We start from the raw sequence: 18684 nt of genomic DNA, 5'->3' as shown, positions 1-18684 counted from the left end.
GGATCGGATAGCGTGGCGGGCGTGGCGTGGGTTTCGGTGTCGGTGTCGCTCGGGTTCGCCGGGCTGGCCGTGCTCGCCTGGTGCGCGTTCAAGGTGTGGCTGGGCGTGCGGCGCTTCGGACGTGAACTGGAACGCACCAGGCGCCGGCTGGAACCGGAACGGTCGGCGCTGCGCGATGAACTCTCCCGGCTCGAGGACGATCGATCGCCACAACCGCCCGGGGACGGCGTACGATCGTCCTGATTGTCACCTGTCGAAGAGGACTGCACATGCCGAACATCGGGACCCCCGAACTGCTCATCATCCTGCTGGTCGTCGTCCTGATCTTCGGGTCGGCGAAGCTGCCCCAGCTCGCCCGTTCGCTGGGCAAGTCGGCGCGCATCCTGAAGGCCGAGACCAAGGGCCTGCGCGAGGACGATGACGACGCGCCCGCCGACCGGCCCGCCAAGACCATGCCGTCCTCGCAGGGCGACGACGCGCGCGACAGGGCGGCGCGGCTGCGCGAGGAGGCGGCCCGGCTGGAGCGCGAGGCGGCGGCCACCGAGGGCGGTCAGCGCTCCCGCGGCGCGCTGGGCTCGGGCGAGCCGATCCAGGGCGTGCCGGTCTCGGACCCCGGCCAGGCGCGCAAGGCCTGACCCGGCCCCTCGCCCCGACCCGCCACCCCCGAGCCGAATGCCGACGATGAAGCTGAACAGGCGCGACGCCGCCCCCGACGGCCGCATGCCCCTCATGGACCACCTCCGTGAGCTGCGGAACAGGCTGATCAAGGCCGTGCTGGCCTTCATGGTGGGCGCGATCCTCGGCTGGCTGCTGTTCGACCCGGTCTGGGACTTCCTCAAGCAGCCGTACTGCTCCCTGCCCCAGTCCCACGTGGTCGACAAGGACGAGTGCTCCCTCTTCGTCAACGGGATCTTCTCCTCGTTCTTCCTGAAGCTGAAGATCTCCTGCATCATCGGCGGGGTCATCTCCGCGCCGGTCTGGCTGTACCAGCTCTGGGGGTTCGTGGCGCCCGGCCTGTACCAGCGGGAGCGCCGCTGGACGTACGTGTTCCTGGGCGCGGCCGTCCCGCTGTTCTTCGTCGGCACCGGCCTGGCGTACCTGACCGTCGACAAGGGCCTGGCGATCTTCCTGGGGTTCGTCGCCGACGACGTCAAGCCCCTGATCACGGTCGACAGCTATCTCAGCTACGTGCTGACGATGCTCCTGGTGTTCGGGCTGACGTTCGAGCTCCCGCTGTTCGTGATCGTGCTGAACATGGCGGGCGTGCTGAGCTCGTCGCGGATCCGCCGGTCCCAGCGGCTGATCCTGTTCGGCATCTTCGTCTTCGCGGCGGTCGCCACGCCGAGCGCCGACCCGTTCACGATGCTCGCGCTCGCGCTGCCGACCGTCCTGCTGTTCGAGATCGCCGCGCTGCTGGCCTTCCTCAACGACCGCAGGCGGGCCCGCCGTCCCGACCCGTACGCGGGCCTGTCCGACGACGAGGTCTCCCCCCTCGACCTCGAATCGATCGACGCGGAGCTGGAGAAGGGCGACCGGGCCCGCTGATTGGGTATCGGGCCTGTCGAAACCGTAGGCTCGAAGGTATGACCACCCCCGACACCACGTCGGCCGGACAGAGCCCGGCCCAGCGCTACGCCGCCTACCGCAGGCGCACCGGCGGGCACGGCCCGGCCCTGCTGGACTTCCGGACGCTGTACGACTTCGAGCTCGACGCGTTCCAGCTGGAGGCGTGCCAGGCCCTGGAGGGCGGCAGCGGCGTGCTGGTCGCCGCCCCGACCGGTTCCGGCAAGACGGTGGTGGGGGAGTTCGCGGTCCACCTCGCCCTGACCGGCGGCACCAAGTGCTTCTACACCACGCCGATCAAGGCGCTGTCGAACCAGAAGTACGCCGACCTCGTCCGCCGCTACGGGCCGGAGAAGGTGGGCCTGCTGACCGGCGACAACAGCGTCAACGGGGAGGCCCCGATCGTCGTCATGACGACCGAGGTCCTGCGGAACATGCTGTACGCGGGCTCCCAGACCCTCGCGGGTCTGGCGTTCGTCGTGATGGACGAGGTGCACTACCTCGCCGACCGGTTCCGCGGCGCCGTCTGGGAAGAAGTGATCATCCACGTCCCGGACTCGGTGCGGATCGTGGCGCTGTCGGCGACCGTCAGCAACGCCGAGGAGTTCGGCGAGTGGCTGCACGAGGTCCGCGGCGACACCGCCGTGATCGTGGACGAGCACCGCCCCGTCCCGCTGTTCCAGCACATGCTGGTGGGGACGCGGCTGTACGACCTGTTCGTCGACACCGGCAAGGGCGGGGACCGGCAGGCCAGGCTGAACCCGCAGCTGACCCGGATGGCGGTGGAGGAGGTCCGGCGCGCCAAGGTCAACCAGGGGCGACGCACCGGCCGCCGCCGGGCCCCGCGCCCGCAGCGGTTCCGGCCGCCCGCCCGGCCGGAGGTGATCGAGCGGCTGGATCGCGCCGGGCTGCTCCCGGCGATCACGTTCATCTTCAGCCGCGCGGGCTGCGACGCCGCCGTCCTGCAGTGCCTGCACGCCGGGATCCGGCTGACCTCCCGGGAGGAGGCCGAGGAGATCCGCGCGCACGCCGACCTGCGCACCGCCGACATCGCCCCGGAGGACCTGCGGATCCTCGGCTACGGCGACTTCCGGGAGGCGCTGGAGCGCGGCGTCGCCGCCCACCACGCCGGGATGCTCCCCACGTTCAAGGAGATCGTCGAGGAGCTGTTCACCCGCGGGCTGATCAAGGCGGTGTTCGCGACCGAGACGCTCGCGCTCGGCATCAACATGCCCGCCCGCACCGTGGTGATCGAGAAGCTGGACAAGTGGAACGGCGAAGCCCACGTCGACCTCACCCCGGGCGAGTACACGCAGCTCACCGGGCGCGCCGGGCGGCGCGGCATCGACGTCGAGGGCCACGCCGTCGTGGTGTGGGGCCCGAACGTCGAGCCCGCGTCCGTGGCCGGGCTGGCCGGCACCCGCACCTACCCGCTGAACTCCAGTTTCCGGCCGTCCTACAACATGGCCGTCAACCTGGTCGGCGCCGTCGGCGTCGAGCGGGCCCGCACGCTCCTGGAGGAGTCGTTCGCGCAGTTCCAGGCCGACCGCGCCGTCGTCGGCCTGGCCCGCCAGGTGCACAAGAACGAGGAGGCCCTCCAGGGCTACGCCAAGGCCGCCGAGTGCCACCTGGGCGACTTCATGGAGTACGCCGCGATGCGGCGGCGGCTGTCGGACCGCGAGTCCGAGCTGTCGCGCGAGCGGGCCGGGGCCCGCCGCGCCGAGGCCGCCCGTTCCCTGGAGCGGCTGCGTCCGGGCGATGTCATCCTCGTCCCGTCCGGGCGGCGCTCGGGCCTGGCCGTCGTCCTGGACCCCGGCGTCGGCCGCCGCTCCGACGGGCCCGCGCCGCTCGTGCTGACCGTGAACCGGTCCGTGCAGCGCCTGTCGATCCAGGACTTCCCGCGCGCCGTCGAGCCCGTCGAGCGGATCCGCGTCCCGAAGTCCTTCAGCCCCCGCAACCCCCAGGACCGCCGCGACCTGGCGTCCACGCTGCGCAACAAGGTCCCCGACGACGTGCGCGAGCGGCGGCGCTCGCGCGGCGACTCGCCCGCCACCGACGACGCCGAGATCGCCCGGCTGCGCGGCGAGCTGCGCCGGCATCCGGTGCACGGCTGCGACAAGCGCGAGGACCATGCCCGCTGGGCCGAGCGCTACCACCGCCTCGACCGCGAGACCGAGCAGCTCCGGCGCCGTGTCGAGGGCCGCTCCCAGGTCATCGCCCGCACCTTCGACCGCGTCTGCGCCGTCCTGCAGCAGCTCGGCTACCTCGACGGCGACGACGTCACCGCCGAGGGCCGGCGCCTGGGCCGCATCTACAACGAGCTGGACCTGCTCACGGCCGAGAGCCTGCGCGAGGGCCTGTGGGAGAAGCTCGGCCCGGCCGAGCTGGCCGCGTGCGTGTCCGCCCTCGTCTACGAGTCGCGGCAGCCCGACGACGCCACGCCGCCCCGAACGCCCCCCGGCCCGGCCCAGGACGCCCTGGCGGCCATGGTGCGGCTCTGGGGCGTGCTGGAGGGCGTCGAGCGGGACAACCGCGTCTCGTTCCTGCGCGAGCCCGACCTCGGCTTCGCGTGGACCGCCTACCGGTGGGCCAAGGGCGACGACCTCGACGAGGTGCTGATGGAGAGCGACCTCACCGCGGGCGACTTCGTGCGGGCCGTCAAGCAGCTCCTCGACCTCCTCGGCCAGGTCACCGACGCCGCCCCCGCCAACAGCCACATCCGCAAGACCGCCCGCCGCGCCATGGACGCCATGCGCCGCGGGGTCGTCGCCTACTCGTCCGTCGCCTAGGAGGCCCGGCGCCGCGCCCGCCGGGCCGACAGCGTCCGGTCCACGCGGTAGGCGGCCAGCCGGACCAGCAGGGGCTCCGGCGGGCGCCTCAGCCAGGCGGGGGACAGGCGGTGGCCGAGGCCGGCCGTCCGCAGGAGCGCGTGGGCCGTCCGGCGGCGCGCCGGGGTCCACGGCAGGCCGAACTGGTCCCGCAGCTCGTCCGGCAGGAGCGCGGCCGTCAGGAGGCGGAAGACGGCGAGCGCGGGGGCCAGGGCGCGCAGGCGGCGGGGCCGCAGGACGGCGGAGGCGACCTCGCGGGCGGTGCCGGTGACCTCCAGGGCGGCGAGCGTGTCGGCCATGTAGGCGCGGAACGCGGCGAGGTCGGGGGGCTGCGACTCCAGGGGGCAGCCGAGGACCTCGGCGACCACCCGCGCCTGCCGGTAGTAGGCCTCGGCCAGGCCGGGATCGCCGCCCCGCATGACGTGCTCGTAGACGTGCAGGGCCGAGTCGATGAGGGTCGCGTTGACCCAGAGCTGGAGGTCCGGGTCGTTGCCCGAGTAGCCCTCGCCGCGCACGGCCGTGTGGATGCCGCGCACCTTCGCCGCGATGCGCGCGACCTGCTCCGGCGTGCCGAAGGTGGCGATCAGCAGGAAGTCGAGGGTGCCGAACAGCCGGGCCAGGGGCCGCTCGGCGAAGTCGCTGTGCTCGGCGACGCCGCGCGCCACGGCCGGGTGGGCGAGCTGCATGAGCAGGGCGCGGCCGGCCGCGAGCCCGACCAGCGGCTCGGCTGCCAGGGTCCGCAGCACGTCGCGCTCCTCGAGGCGGTCGGGAGTGATCTCGGACGGGGCGGTCACGGCGCCTCCCGGCGGTCGGATCGTGCCCGGCCATCCTCGCGCAACTATTGGCAGATGGTCAATAAGGGTCGCGGCGCGGCGCGTCCGGTCCCGCGGCGCGGGATCATCGGCACTGAGGAGGATCCGGTCGCCGCGCCGGGGCGCTAGTGTGATTCCGGTCACGGAACCACTACCGAGAGACGCCGGGAGAGGCATGATCGAGGCGGAGAACCTCACCAAGCGCTACGGCGACAGGACGGCCGTGGACGACCTGTCGTTCACGGTGGTCCCCGGGCGGGTCACCGGGTTCCTCGGCCCCAACGGCGCCGGGAAGTCGACCACCATGCGGCTGCTGCTCGGCCTGGACCGGCCGGACCGCGGGGACGCCCGGATCCACGGCCGCCACTACCGCGACCTGCACGCGCCGCTGCGCGTCGTCGGGGCGCTGCTGGAGGCGCGGGCCGTGCACACCGGCCGCAGCGCCTACAACCACCTGCTGTGCCTCGCGCAGACGCAGGGCATCGGCAGGAAGCGCGTCGACGAGGTGGTCGAGCTCGTCGGCCTCACCGGCGTGGCCCGCAAGCGCGCCGGCGGCTTCTCGCTCGGCATGGGGCAGCGGCTCGGCATCGCCGCCGCGCTGCTCGGCGACCCGTCGGTGCTCGTCCTGGACGAGCCCGTCAACGGCCTCGACCCCGAGGGCATCGTCTGGATCCGCACGCTCATGCAGCGGCTCGCCGCCGAGGGGCGCACGGTGTTCGTCTCCAGCCACCTGATGAACGAGATGGCCGTCACCGCCGAGCACCTCATCGTCATCGGCCGCGGCCGGCTGATCGCGGACTGCTCCACCGAGGAGTTCATCGAGCGCAGCACCGAGAAGGCGGTGATCGTCCGCAGTCCGGACGCGGCCCGCCTGGCCGACCTCGTCACCGCCGAGGGCGGCAAGGCCTTCCCGGACGGGGACGGCCTGCTCAACGTGACCCACATGGAGGCCCCCCGCGTCGGCGAGCTCGCCGCGGCCGAGGGCATCGTCCTGCACGAGCTCACCCCGACCCGCGGCTCGCTGGAGTCGGCGTTCATGGAACTGACCCGCGACAGCGTCGAGTACGGCGGGGGCGGCGCCCCCGCCCCCGCCCCGGACTCGGTCCCGGCTCCGAGCGCCGTCCCCGTCGAGGAGGGGGAGACCCGATGACCACCGCCACCGCCACGCCCGCCGCCGACCCCGCGGCCCACCCGCGGCCCGGCTTCGGCCGGCTGCTGCTCTCGGAGTGGACGAAGATCCGCACCGTGCGGTCCACGCTGTGGACGCTGATCCTGCTCGTCGTCGTGGACCTCGGCTTCACCGCGCTGCTGGTGGGCCTCACCGTCGCGCAGTGGGACAAGACCGCCCCCGCCGACCGCGCCTCGGTCGTCGCGGACCCGACCGGCTTCATCCTCGGCAGCGGGTTCTTCCTCGGTCAGCTGACCATCTGCGTGCTCGGCGTGCTGGTCATCGCCTCGGAGTACTCCACCGGCATGATCCGCGCGAGCCTGCTCGCGGTGCCGCGCCGGCTGCCCGTGCTGTGGGCCAAGGCCCTGGTGTTCGCCGCGGTCGTGCTCGTCCTCGGCGTCGCGGTGTCGTTCGTCTCGTTCTTCATCGGCTCGGCCTTCATCGGGGACAAGGTGCAGGTGTCGCTGGGCGATGACGGCGTGCTGCGCGCCGTCATCGGCGGCGGCCTGTACCTGGCGATGCTCGGGCTGTTCGCCCTGGCGATCGGCGCCATCGTGCGGCACCCCGCCGGGGGCATCACCGGGGTCATCGGGTTCGTGCTGGTGCTGGCGCCGCTGGCCACGCTGCTGCCCGGCAGCGTCGGCGACCACATCCACGCCTACCTGCCGTCCGAGGCCGGCCAGCTGATCGCCAAGTCCCGCCAGGGCCCCGACGACCTGCTGACCCCCTGGCAGGGGTACGGGGTCTTCGCGATCTGGACCGGAGTGCTGCTGGCCGTCGCCGCCGTCCTGCTCAAGCGCCGCGACGCCTAGCTGCGTTTCAATGACCCGGCCCACTTCGCTCGCCTTGCGGCTCGCAACGTGACCGGGCCTGGGTGAACGCGCCATCGCTTCACGGCCTGCCCGGTTCCGCTCGCCTCCGGCTTCGCGGCACCGGGCAGGCCACGCGTTCGCGCGCGTGGCCGAGGTCACTTCGAGACAGGACCTGGCCGGGGCGTCGTCCGAGCCGTCCGGCAGCCCGCGAGGCGGCCCGGACGGGCAGCCCGGGGCAGTAGGATCGCCCCTCCGCTCGACTCCGAGTAACGGCAGGTCCCGGGGTAGTGGAAGGGCATGCTGGACGACCTCGGAGCCAAGGACTCCCGCCCCAAGGCCCTCCGCGACTACGCTCTCATAGCCGACGGTGAACGCGGCGTTCTCGTGGGCCCGCACGGGGAGTACGCGTGGATGTGCTTCCCGGCCTGGGACTCGCCGCCCGTCTTCGCGGGACTGCTCGGCGGCGGAGGCGCGTACGTGGTGCAGCCCGCTCCCGGGCGGTGGGTCTGGGGCGGCTACTACGAGGACCGCGGGCTCATCTGGCACAGCCGGTGGGTGACCGGCGGCGGCGCGATCCTGGAGTGCCGCGAGGCCCTCGCCCGTCCGGCGGAGCCTGACCGGGTGGTCATTTTGCGAACGTGCCGGGCCGTCCGCGGCCGCTCCCGCGTCCGGGCCCTGCTGGACGTCCGCACCGGTCCCGGCGCGCCCCGCATGCGCGACCCGCGCCGGGACGGCCCGGACTGGACGGCCGGCGGCGGAGGCGCCTCGCTGCGCTGGCGCGGAGCGGAGGAGGCCGCCGTACGGGAGGGCGCCGACGGCGGGCCCGCGCTCGAACTCGCCTTCGACCTGGACGAGGGGGAGACCCGCGACCTGGTCCTGGAGATCGCCGAAGGCGGGGCCCGCGGCCCGCTGGACGCCGCCGGCCTGTGGGAGGCCACGGAGCGGGACTGGCGCGGGGCCGTGCCGGACTGCCGCGACACCATCGCCCCGCGCGACGCCCGCCTCGCCTACTCCGTCCTCACCGGGCTCACCTCCTCCGGCGGCGGGATGGTCGCCGCCGCCACGACGGCGCTGCCGGAACGCTCCAACGAGGGACGCAACTTCGACTACCGCTACGCCTGGATCCGCGACCAGTGCTTCGCCGGGCGCGCCGTCGCCCTCCACGGCGGCCCGCCCCGCCTGCTGCGCGACGCCGTGGAGTTCGTGTCGGCCCGCGTCCTCGCCGACGGGGAGCGGCTGAAACCCGCCTACACCGTCACCGGCGGGCCGGTGCCGGCCGAGAGCACCAGCGGCCTGCCCGGCTACCCCGGCGCCCAGGCGGTCTTCGGGAACAAGGCGGGCGAGCAGTTCCAGCTGGACGCGCTGGGGGAGGCGCTGCTGCTGCTGTCCGCCGCCGCCGAGCACGACCGCCGTGACCCGGAGGCGGTGGAGGCCGCCCGCGTCGCGGCCGGGGCGGTCGCGCGCCGCTGGACCGCGCCCGAGGCGGGGATCTGGGAGATCCACGACGACCTGTGGACGCACTCGCGCCTGACCTGCGTCGCGGGCCTGCGCCAGGCGGCCCGGACGCTGGCCGGGCGCGCGGACGCCGGCCGGTGGACCGCGCTCGCCGACGCCATCCTCGCCGAGACGTCCCGGACCTCGCTGGCCCCGGAGGGCCGGTGGAGGCGCGCGCCCGGCGACGACCGCGTGGACGCGGCGCTGCTCATCCCGCCGCTGCGGGGGGCGCTCCCGAGCGACGACCCGCGCACCGCCGCCACGCTTCGGGCGGTGCGCGAGGACCTCGTCGACGAGGGGTTCGTCTACCGGTACCGGGTCGGGGACGAGCCGCTCGGCGTGGCCGAGGGCGCCTTCATCCTCTGCGGCTTCTTCCTCGCCCTCGCCGAGGAGCGCCAGGGCGACACCGCCCGCGCCCTCGCCGCCTTCGAGCGGACCCGGTCGGGCTGCGCGACCAGCGGCCTGTTCTCCGAGGAGTACGACGTCAGGCAGCGGCAGCTGCGCGGCAACATGCCCCAGGCGTTCGTGCACGCCCTGCTGCTGGAGGCCGCCTCCCGCCTCGCCGCCTGACCGCGGGCGGGCGTCGGGCCCGGAGGAGTGAACCGCGGTGGGCGGGTTAGTCGTCCTGACATGGCTGTTTCGACGGAGGGAACCAGGCGGGAGCAGAGGCGAGCGGCCGAAGCACCGCGGGGGGAGGCCGCGCTGCGGCGCGCGCTCGCCGCGAGGGTGGACGGCGAGGTCCGGTTCGATCCCGGCTCCCGGGCCGCCTACTCCCACGACTCGTCCAACTACCAGCAGCCGCCCATCGGGGTGGTGGTCCCGCGGACGGTCGAGGCCGGAGCGGAGGCCGTCCGGGTCTGCGCCGAGCACGACGTGCCGGTCCTGTCCCGGGGCGGCGGGACGAGCCTGGCCGGGCAGTGCGTCAACCACGCGGTGGTCGTCGACTGGTCCAAGTACTGCCGCGCGCTGGTGTCGGTCGACCCGCGGGCCCGCCGTGCCGTCGTGGAGCCCGGCGCGTGCCTGGACGACCTGAACGAGCGGCTGGCGGAGCACCGCCTCATGGTGGGGCCCAAGCCCTCCACCCACGACACCTGCACGATCGGCGGGATGATCGGCAACAACTCGTGCGGCGCGTCGGCGCAGGCCTACGGGAAGATGGTCGACTCCGTCGTGCGGCTGGAGGTGCTGACCTACGACGGGCTGCGGATGTGGGTCGGCGAGACCTCGCAGGAGGAGTACGAGCGGATCCAGGCCGAGGGCGGCCGGCGCGCCGAGATCTACCGGGCGCTGCGCGACCTGCGCGACGAGGGCATGGAGCTGATCCGCACCCGCTACCCCGACATCCCGCGCCGCGTGTCCGGCTACAACCTGGACTCGCTGCTGCCGGAGAAGGGCTTCGACGTGGCCCGCGCCCTCGTCGGCTCGGAGGGCACGCTCGTGGCCGTGCTGCGCGCGGAGATATGCCTGGTGCCGGTCCCGGCGTTCGAGTCGCTCGCCGTCCTCGGCTACGACGGCATCGCGGAGGCCGGCGACGCCGTGCCGCGCGTCCTGCCGTCGCGGCCCCTCGCGCTGGAGGGCATGGATGAGCGGCTCCTCGGCCTGGCCAAGCGCGACCACCTCGCCGCGCCCCGGGTGGTGAAGGACATGCCGGAGGGAGCGGGCTGGCTCATGGTCCGCTTCGGCGGCGACACCAAGGACGAGGCCGACGGCAGGGCCCGGTCGCTCATCGAGGACCTGGAGAACGGCCCGAACCCGCCGCGCTGCACCTTCGTGCACGACCCGCGCGAGGAGGAGCTGCTCTGGAAGGTGCGCGAGGCGGGCCTCGGCGCGACCGCCTATCCGCCGGGACGGTCCGACACGCACGAGGGCTGGGAGGACGCCGCCGTCCCGCCCGGCCGGCTCGGCGACTACCTGCGCGACTTCCGCGCCCTCATCGAGGAGTTCGGCTACGGCCCCGTCTCCCTGTACGGGCACTTCGGGCAGGGCTGCGTGCACACCCGCATCCCGTTCGACCTGGAGGACGACCGCGGCGCCGGCGGGTACCGGCGCTTCGCCGAGCGCGCCGCCCGCCTCGTCGCGGACTACGGCGGGTCGCTGTCGGGCGAGCACGGCGACGGGCAGTCCCGCGGCGAGCTGCTGCCGATCATGTTCGGGGACGAGGTGGTCCGCCTGTTCGAGCGGTTCAAGGCGGTCTTCGACCCGGGGAACCGGATGAACCCCGGCAAGGTCGTCCACCCGTACCGGCTGGACGACGACCTCGACCATGTCTCCTACGACCCGGCCGAGCCGCGCACCCACTTCTCCTTCCCCGACGACCACCACCGCTTCACCCACGCCGCGGCCCGCTGCGTCGGGATCGGCAAGTGCCGGGCGTCCTCGGGCGGCGTCATGTGCCCGAGCTACCGGGTGACGGGGGAGGAGGAGCACTCCACCCGCGGCCGGGCCCGCCTGCTGATGGAGATGATGCGCGGGATGCCCGGCGGCGCCGTGCCGGACCCGGCGGTGCCGGGCCCGGGCGGCGCGGCCGTCATCACCGACGGATGGCGGTCGCGGGACGTCCGCGACGCCCTCGACCTGTGCCTGGCGTGCAAGGGGTGCCGCAGCGAATGCCCCGTGAACGTGGACATGGCCACCTACAAGGCCGAGTTCCTCGCCCACCACTACAAGGGACGCGTCCGGCCGCCCGCGCACTACACCATGGGGTGGCTGCCGCTGTGGGCCCGCGTCGCCGCGCTCGCGCCGGGCGCCGCGAACGCCGCGCTGCACGCCCCCGTCCTGGGCCGCGCCGCCAAGCGGATCGGCGGCGTCGACCCGCGCCGGGAGATGCCGCGCTTCGCCGCCGAGCGGTTCACCGACTGGTTCAGGCGCCGGCCCGCGGGCGGCGGCGGCCGGCGGGTGGTGCTGTGGCCCGACACCTTCACCGACAACTTCCACCCGCACATCGGCAAGGCGGCGGTCCGCGTCCTGGAGGCGTCCGGCTACCGGGTCGAGGTGCCGCCGGTACCGCTGTGCTGCGGCCTGACCTGGATCTCCACGGGGCAGCTCGGCACGGCCGCCCGCGTGCTGCGCCGCACCGTGCGGGCGCTCGCGCCGCGGCTGCGCGACGGCGTCCCCGTGATCGGGCTGGAGCCCAGCTGCACCGCGGTCTTCCGGGCCGACGCCCCGGAGCTGATGGAGGGCGACGCGGTGGAGGACGACGTCAAGCGGCTCCGCGACCAGACCCGGACCCTCGCCGAGCTGCTCGACGAGCACCAGCGGGAGTCAGGCGGCGTCTCGCCCGGCGCGTCGCACGACGTGGTCGCAGGGCTCGACCGGCCGAAGGTCCGCGCGATCGCCCAGCCGCACTGCCACCAGCACGCCGTCATGGGGTTCGGCGCCGACGAGCGCGTGCTGGCGCGCGCCGGGGTCGACGTGCGGACGCTGGACGCCGGATGCTGCGGTCTCGCCGGGAACTTCGGCTTCGAGGCGGGCCACTACGAGGTCTCCACCGCCGTCGCCGAGCGGGGCGTGTGGCCCGCGGTGCGGGACGCCGGTGAGGAGACGGCGGTCCTCGCCGACGGGTTCTCCTGCCGGACGCAGATCGAGGCGGGCACCGCCGCCCGGCCGCGCCATCTCGCCGAACTCCTCGCCGACCTCCTCCCGGACGGGGGAGGGCCGGTGACCGGTGGCGGAGGGGTCCCGGCCCGCGTTGGCGGGCGCGGGACGGGCCCCTGGAGAAAGTCGTCATGAACGAGCTGCACGACGACGGCGTCGACGCGGTGACCTCGGCGCTGCTGACCGCGTCCCGCCTGCTGGTGGCGGTCTCGGTGCGCTCGCTGGCCGCGGTGGAGGGTGCCGTCACGCTGCCGCAGTTCCGGCTCCTGGTGGTGCTGTCCTCGCAGGGGCCGGCCAAGCTCGTGACGCTCGCCGGGCTCCTGGAGGTCAACTCCTCGACCGCGATGCGGATGGTGGACCGGCTGGCCGCCGCCGGGCTGGTGGACCGGCAGGCCAGCCCCGACAGCGGCCGCGAGGTCCGCATCCAGCTCACCCCGGCCGGGCGCGGCATCGTCGACGACGTGACCGCCCGCCGCCGCGCCGACATCGCCGCCGTGGTCGCCCGGATGCCGGCCGGGCAGCGGCGCGCCCTCGTCGAGACCCTGCGCGCCTTCACCGAGGCCGGCGGCGAACCGCCCGTCACCTCGCTGGCCCAGCTCGGCTGGACCTGAGGCCCGGCCCGTTCCGGTCCGCGCCGGGTCGAACCTTCCCGCCCCGGCGCGCGTACTGCGCGACGACGCCCCTCTCCCCGACCCGAAAGGCGGCGGCGGATGCGAGAACCCCGACCGGTCGCCGCCGCGGCGTGCGCGCTCGCCGCGGCGCTGGTCCTCGGCGCCTGCGCGCCGATCGGCCGCCAGGCCGCCGACGGCGGCGCCGTGGCCCCGCAGGCGAACGCCCGGAACGCGGCCCAGGCCACCGTCGACACCCCGTGGGGGCCGCTCGGCCCCGCCGACCGCGACCTGGTCGTGCGGGTCCGGCAGGCGGGGCTGTGGGAGATCCCCGTCGGCCGGGAGGCCGAGCGCCGCGCCGCGCGGGCCGCGACCCGCCGCAACCTCGGCGAGATCGCCCGCCAGCACGCCCGGCTGGACGAGCTGGACCGCGCGGTCGCCGCCAAGCTGAACGTCCCGCTGCCGAACGAGCCCAGCCCGGACCAGCAGAGCTGGATGTCGGAGATCACCGGAAAGTCGGGGAACGACTACGACCGGACCGCCGTCGCCCGCCTGCGGATGGCGCACGGGCAGATCTACCCGGCGATCGCCGCCGTCCGCGGCAGCACCCGCAACACGCTCGTGCGCGGCTTCTCCGAGCAGTGCGAGACGTTCGTCCGCACCCACATGCGGCTGCTGGAGGACACCGGTTTCGTCACCGGCGACATGTTGCCCGACCCGCCCCGGGCCACCGGCGCGCCCCCGCCCGGGGCCCCCGGGCACTCGCACGCCCCGGCGCCGGCCGCGACCTCGCTGCTGGGCGGGTAGGCCGGGGCGGCCCGGCCGAGGTCAGGCGGGCAGCCCGGCGACCAGCGCGTCCAGGGTGGCGCCGAGCGGGGCGTCCAGCGTGAGCAGGGCGTGCGGGTCGCCCCGGGTCGCGCCGCGGTTGACGATCGCCACCGGGACGCCGTGCCGCGCCGCGTGCCGGACGAACCGGTAGCCAGACAGCACGGTCAGCGACGACCCCAGCACCAGCAGCGCCCCCGCCCGCTCCGTCAGCGCGTAGCAGTCCCCGACGCGGGCCGGGGGCACGTTCTCCCCGAAGAAGATCACATCGGGCTTGAGCACGCCGCCGCACCGCTCGCAGCCCACGGTCCGGAACGCCTCGACGGCCTCGTCGCGCAGGACGGCGTCGCCGTCGGGGTTGATCGTCTCGGCGCGGGCGCTCCAGCCGGGGTTGGCCGCGCGCAGCCGCTCCTCCAGCCGCTCGCGCGCGGACCGCTCGCCGCACGCCAGGCACAGGACGCGGTCCAGCGCGCCGTGCAGCTCGATCACGCCGCGCGCGCCCGCGGCCTGCTGGAGCCCGTCGACGTTCTGGGTGATGATCCCCGTCAGCAGGCCGCGCCGCTGCAGCTCCGCGACCGCGCGGTGCCCGGCGTTCGGGCGGGCCCGCGCGATGTGCCGCCAGCCGAGGTGGCTGCGCGCCCAGTAGCGGCGCCGCGCCGCCTCGCTCCCGGTGAACGCCTGGTAGGTCATCGGCTCCGCGCGCCGCCGCCGGCCCGTCTCCCCGCGGTAGTCGGGAATGCCCGACTCCGTGGACAGCCCCGCGCCGCTCAGCACCACCACGTCGCCGTCCGAGACGAGGTCGGCCAGCATCGGCAGGCCGGTCCGGGTCCCGTTCCCCGCGAGCTCCGTCACCCTTCCATGGTGCACGACCGGCGCGGGTGCGGGACGGGCGGCCCGCCCGGCATCGCGGGCCGGGCGGCTGTGAGGGCCACTTAACGCGGGGGTGACAGGGAAGATCCCCGCAAGAAATACGGGCCGCCGAGGATCGGTCCCATGGGAGCCGACAGCAGACCGGACAAGCGCCTGGTCGTCGCCGGCCACGGGCCGGCCGCGCACCGCCTGGTGGAGGCGGTGCGCGAGCGCGACGCCGCCGGCACGTGGACGATCACGGTGATCGGCGAGGAGCCCCGCACCGCCTACGACCGCGTGGCGCTCACGACGCATCTGGAGGGCGCCGACCTCGCCTACCCGGCGCACGACGGCGCGGTCACCGTGCGGACCGGGGAGCGGGTCACCGGGATCGACCGCGCCGCCCGGACGGTCGCCACCTCGGCGGGGAGCGCCGTCCCCTACGACGCGCTCGTCCTGGCAACGGGGTCCGCGCCGTTCGTCCCGCCGGTCCAGGGCCGGGACCTGCCGGGAGTGTTCGTGTACCGCACGATCGACGACCTGAACGCGATCCGCGCGTACGCGCGGGGCAGGGCCACCGGCGCCGTCGTCGGCGGCGGCCTGCTCGGGCTGGAGGCGGCCCGCGCGATCCAGGGCCTCGGCCTGCGCAGCGGCGTCGTCGAGGTGGCGCCGTGGCTGATGCCGCGCCAGCTGGACGAGGGCGGCGGCGCGATGCTGCGCCGCCACATCGAGGCGCTCGGCATGGCCGTGCACGCGGGAACCCCCATGCGCGCCCTGGAGGCGGGGGAGGACGGCTCGGTCCGGCGCGTCGTCCTGGAGGACGGCACGGTCCTCGACGCCGAGGTCGTGGTGTTCTCCGCCGGGATCCGCCCGCGCGACGAGCTGGCCCGCGGCTGCGGCCTGCCGGTGGGGGAGCGCGGCGGGATCGTGGTGGACTCCTCCTGCCGCACCGAGGACCCCGCCGTCTTCGCGATCGGCGAGTGCGCCCTGGTCGGCGGCACGGTGTACGGGCTCGTCGGGCCCTGCTTCTCGATGGCCGAGGTGGTCGCCGACCGGCTGCTGTCCCCCGCGAGCACGGCGGTGTTCGAGGGCGCGGACATGTCCACCAAGCTCAAGCTGATGGGCGTCGACGTCGCCAGCTTCGGCGACCCGTTCGCCGGTCCCGAGCAGGGCGCGCTCGGCGTCACCTACACCGACCCGGTCGCCGGGGTCTACAAGCGGCTCGTCGTCAGCGACGACGCGCGGACCCTGCTCGGCGGCGTCCTCGTCGGCGACGCCGAGTCCTACGGCACGCTCCGCGCCCACGTCGGCGGCGGCCTGCCGGGCGCCCCCGAGCAGATGCTGTTCGGCGGCACCGAGGCGGCGGGCGGCGACCTGCCGGGTGCGACGGTCATCTGCTCCTGCAACAACGTCACCGCCGAGGGCATCCGGTGCGCGGTCGCCGAGTGCTCCCTGACCGATGTCGCGGGCGTGAAGGACCGCACCAGGGCCGGGACGAGCTGCGGCAGCTGCGTCCCGCTGGTGAAGCGGATCCTGGACGCCGAGCTGACCGCCGCGGGGATCGAGGTCAGCAGGGCGATCTGCGAGCACTTCGACTACAGCCGCGCCGAGCTGTTCGACATCGTCCGGGCCGGGCGGGTCGAGAGCTTCACCCGGCTCGTCCAGGAGCACGGGAAGGGCCGCGGCTGCGACATCTGCAAGCCCGCCGTGGCCTCCATCCTCGCCAGCCTGGGCAACGGCCACATCCTGGAGGGCGAGCAGGCGGCGCTGCAGGACACCAACGACCACTTCCTGGCCAACCTGCAGAAGAACGGCACGTACTCGGTGGTCCCGCGTGTCCCCGGCGGTGAGATCACCCCGGAGAGGCTCATCGTGATCGGGGAGGTGGCGCGCGACTTCGGCCTCTACACCAAGATCACCGGCGGCCAGCGGATCGACCTGTTCGGCGCCCGCGTCGAGCAGCTGCCCGAGATCTGGCGGCGGCTCGTCGAGGCCGGGTTCGAGTCCGGCCACGCCTACGGCAAGGCCCTGCGCACGGTGAAGTCGTGCGTGGGCTCCACCTGGTGCCGCTACGGCGTCCAGGACTCGGCCGCGATGGCGATCCGGCTGGAGATGCGCTACCGGGGGCTGCGCGCCCCGCACAAGCTGAAGTCGGCCGTGTCCGGCTGCGCCCGCGAGTGCGCCGAGGCGCAGAGCAAGGACTTCGGCGTCATCGCCACCGAGAACGGCTGGAACCTCTACCTCGCCGGGAACGGCGGCATGCGGCCCCGGCACGCGGACCTGTTCGCCACCGACCTCACCGACGATGAGCTGCTGACCTGCATCGACCGGTTCCTGATGTTCTACATCCGCACCGCTGACCGGCTCCAGCGCACAGCGAGCTGGCTGGAGTCCCTCGACGGCGGCCTGGACTACCTGCGCGAGGTCATCGTGGACGACCGGCTCGGCATCTGCGCCGACCTCGACGCGGCCATGGCCCGCCACGTCGCGACCTACTCCGACGAGTGGCGGGACACCCTGGAGGACCCCGAGCGGCTCCGCCGGTTCGTCTCGTTCGTCAACGCGCCGCAGACACCCGACCCGAGCATCGCCTTCGGGGTCGAGCGCGACCAGATCAAGCCCCTCCCCCTGGAGGTGAAGCGGTGAGCGCCGCCGGTGCGGCGGGAGTGGTCGTCGTCGGCAACGGCATGGCCGGCTCCCGGTTCGTGGACGAGCTGCGGTCCCGGGACGCCGCGACGCCGGTGACGGTGTTCGGCGCGGAGGCCCAGCGCCCCTACAACCGGATCCTGCTGTCGAACGTCCTCGCCGGGAAGACGCGGCCCGACCACATCAGTCTGGTCGACGCCGCCTGGTACGCCTCGCACGGCGTGGACGCCCGGCTCGGCGTCGAGGTCACCCGCGTCGACCGCGAGGCCCAGGCCGTGCACGCCTCCGACGGGACCGTCACGCCCTACGGCACGCTCGTCCTCGCGACCGGCAGCACCGCGTTCGTGCCGCCGATGCCGGGCCTGGAGGACGGCCTGCCGGACGGCGCGCAGGTGTTCCGCACCCTGGAGGACTGCCGCCGCATCTCCGTCCTGGCCGAGTCGGCGCGCCGCGCGGTGGTCGTCGGCGGCGGCCTGCTCGGCATCGAGGCCGCGCGCGGCCTCACCGGGCGGGGCCTGGAGGTGACCGTCCTGCACCTGGCCGGGCACCTCATGGAACGCCAGCTCGACCCCGCCGCGGGGAAGGTCCTGGCCCGCACGCTGGGGGCCCTCGGCATCGGCACGCGGCTGCAGGCCGCCGTCACGGGGCTGCGCACGGCCGGCGGCGCGGTGACCGGCGTCGAGCTGGCCCTGCCCGGCGGCGGCACGGAGGTCGTCGAGGCCGACCTGGTCGTGCTGTCCTGCGGCGTCCGGCCCGAGGTGGGCCTGGCCCGGGACGCGGGCCTGGCCGTCGGCCGGGCCGTGATCGTCGACGACGAGCTGCGGTCGGTCACCGACCCGTCCGTCCGCGCCATCGGCGAGTGCTCCGAGCACCGCGACGAGGTGTACGGGCTGGTGGCGCCCGCGTGGGAGCAGGCGGCGGTGCTCGCGGGGCTGCTCGCCGGCACCGACCCCGCGGCGCGGTTCACCGGCGCCCGCCAGATCACCCGGCTCAAGGCCGCCGGGATCGAGCTGGCGTCGATGGGGGAGACGCACTTCGGCGACGACGACGAGGACGTGGAGGTCGTCCGGTTCACCGACGCGGCGCGCGGCACCTACAAGAAGGCCGTGATCCGGGACGGGCGGCTGATCGGCGCGATCCTGCTCGGCGAGACCTCCACCGCCGGGACGCTCACCCAGCTCTACGACCGGGCCTCGCCGCTGCCCGCCGAGCGCCTCGGACTGCTGTTCCCCGGCGCCGGCGCGGCGCCCGAGGCCGGGTCGCCGGTGCGGATGCCGGACGCGGCGACCGTCTGCCAGTGCAACAACGTCAGCAAGGGCCATATCCGCGCCTGCTGGCAGGGCGGCGCCCGCACGGCCGAGGCCGTCGCGCGCGCCACCCGGGCGAGCACCGGCTGCGGAAGCTGCCGCTCCGCCGTCGAGGGCATCGTCGCCTGGCTGGAGGAGCAGGACACCGTGGACGTCGCCTGAGAGGGCGGCGGGTAGG

The 18684-nt window shown here is 74.6% G+C and carries 14 protein-coding genes; 12 read left to right on the top strand and 2 right to left on the bottom strand.

The window, feature by feature from the left end:
* Positions 1 to 21: 21 nt before the first annotated feature.
* From BKA00_RS10255 to BKA00_RS10240, 4 genes are read left to right on the top strand one after another with little or no spacing between them, the layout of a single operon-like run.
* Positions 22 to 243, top strand: coding sequence for a hypothetical protein (locus tag BKA00_RS10255; RefSeq protein WP_229810316.1), 222 nt, complete (start codon positions 22 to 24; stop codon positions 241 to 243).
* A 26-nt stretch (positions 244 to 269) separates the two neighbouring features.
* The gene (gene tatA / locus BKA00_RS10250) at positions 270 to 635 is read left to right on the top strand and encodes a twin-arginine translocase TatA/TatE family subunit (RefSeq protein WP_185024688.1); all 366 of its coding nucleotides are present in this window, start codon (positions 270 to 272) and stop codon (positions 633 to 635) included.
* A gap of 46 nt (positions 636 to 681) precedes the next feature.
* The gene (gene tatC / locus BKA00_RS10245) at positions 682 to 1545 is read left to right on the top strand and encodes a twin-arginine translocase subunit TatC (protein ID WP_185024687.1); all 864 of its coding nucleotides are present in this window, start codon (positions 682 to 684) and stop codon (positions 1543 to 1545) included.
* A gap of 38 nt (positions 1546 to 1583) precedes the next feature.
* Complete coding sequence (locus tag BKA00_RS10240; protein ID WP_185024686.1) at positions 1584 to 4352, top strand: DEAD/DEAH box helicase; 2769 nt, start codon at positions 1584 to 1586, stop codon at positions 4350 to 4352.
* Here BKA00_RS10240 and BKA00_RS10235 read toward each other — a convergent pair.
* Complete coding sequence (locus BKA00_RS10235) at positions 4349 to 5185, bottom strand: oxygenase MpaB family protein (protein ID WP_230298858.1); 837 nt, start codon at positions 5183 to 5185, stop codon at positions 4349 to 4351. The two genes, BKA00_RS10240 and BKA00_RS10235, sit on opposite strands and share 4 nt — an antisense overlap.
* Before the next feature lie 193 nt (positions 5186 to 5378).
* On the opposite strand from BKA00_RS10235, the gene BKA00_RS10230 reads away from it, so the two are divergent.
* The 6 genes from BKA00_RS10230 (at position 5379) to BKA00_RS10205 (ending at position 13686) form a co-directional block, all read left to right on the top strand.
* Positions 5379 to 6353: an ABC transporter ATP-binding protein gene (locus tag BKA00_RS10230; RefSeq protein ID WP_185024684.1), complete on the top strand. Its 975-nt coding sequence runs from the start codon at positions 5379 to 5381 to the stop codon at positions 6351 to 6353.
* On the top strand, positions 6350 to 7183 hold the full coding sequence (locus BKA00_RS10225; RefSeq protein WP_185024683.1) for an ABC transporter permease: 834 nt from the start codon (positions 6350 to 6352) through the stop codon (positions 7181 to 7183). Before BKA00_RS10230 ends, BKA00_RS10225 begins: the two co-directional genes overlap by 4 nt.
* A 297-nt stretch (positions 7184 to 7480) precedes the next feature.
* On the top strand, positions 7481 to 9247 hold the full coding sequence (locus BKA00_RS10220; protein WP_185024682.1) for a glycoside hydrolase family 15 protein: 1767 nt from the start codon (positions 7481 to 7483) through the stop codon (positions 9245 to 9247).
* A 60-nt stretch (positions 9248 to 9307) separates the two neighbouring features.
* A complete protein-coding gene (locus BKA00_RS10215) occupies positions 9308 to 12406 on the top strand; it encodes an FAD-binding and (Fe-S)-binding domain-containing protein (protein ID WP_185024681.1) in 3099 nt (1032 codons plus the stop codon).
* A complete protein-coding gene (locus BKA00_RS10210; protein ID WP_185024680.1) occupies positions 12403 to 12882 on the top strand; it encodes a MarR family winged helix-turn-helix transcriptional regulator in 480 nt (159 codons plus the stop codon). The genes BKA00_RS10215 and BKA00_RS10210 overlap by 4 nt, the downstream gene beginning before the upstream one ends.
* Before the next feature lie 99 nt (positions 12883 to 12981).
* Complete coding sequence (locus BKA00_RS10205; RefSeq protein ID WP_185024679.1) at positions 12982 to 13686, top strand: DUF4142 domain-containing protein; 705 nt, start codon at positions 12982 to 12984, stop codon at positions 13684 to 13686.
* A 21-nt stretch (positions 13687 to 13707) separates the two neighbouring features.
* Here the strand turns inward: BKA00_RS10205 and BKA00_RS10200 are convergent, their stop codons facing one another.
* On the bottom strand, positions 13708 to 14514 hold the full coding sequence (locus BKA00_RS10200; protein WP_185033976.1) for an NAD-dependent protein deacetylase: 807 nt from the start codon (positions 14512 to 14514) through the stop codon (positions 13708 to 13710).
* Positions 14515 to 14697: 183 nt separating this feature from the next.
* On the opposite strand from BKA00_RS10200, the gene nirB reads away from it, so the two are divergent.
* The gene (gene nirB / locus BKA00_RS10195) at positions 14698 to 17199 is read left to right on the top strand and encodes a nitrite reductase large subunit NirB (protein WP_185024678.1); all 2502 of its coding nucleotides are present in this window, start codon (positions 14698 to 14700) and stop codon (positions 17197 to 17199) included.
* On the top strand, positions 17196 to 18668 hold the full coding sequence (locus BKA00_RS10190; RefSeq protein WP_230298856.1) for an FAD-dependent oxidoreductase: 1473 nt from the start codon (positions 17196 to 17198) through the stop codon (positions 18666 to 18668). The genes nirB and BKA00_RS10190 overlap by 4 nt, the downstream gene beginning before the upstream one ends.
* Positions 18669 to 18684 lie beyond the last annotated feature (16 nt).

The organism is Actinomadura coerulea (assembly GCF_014208105.1).
Lineage (GTDB): Bacteria > Actinomycetota > Actinomycetes > Streptosporangiales > Streptosporangiaceae > Spirillospora > Spirillospora coerulea.
The sequence above is the reverse complement of the archived record's forward strand: the minus strand, read 5'-3'. Positions and strand labels throughout refer to the sequence as shown.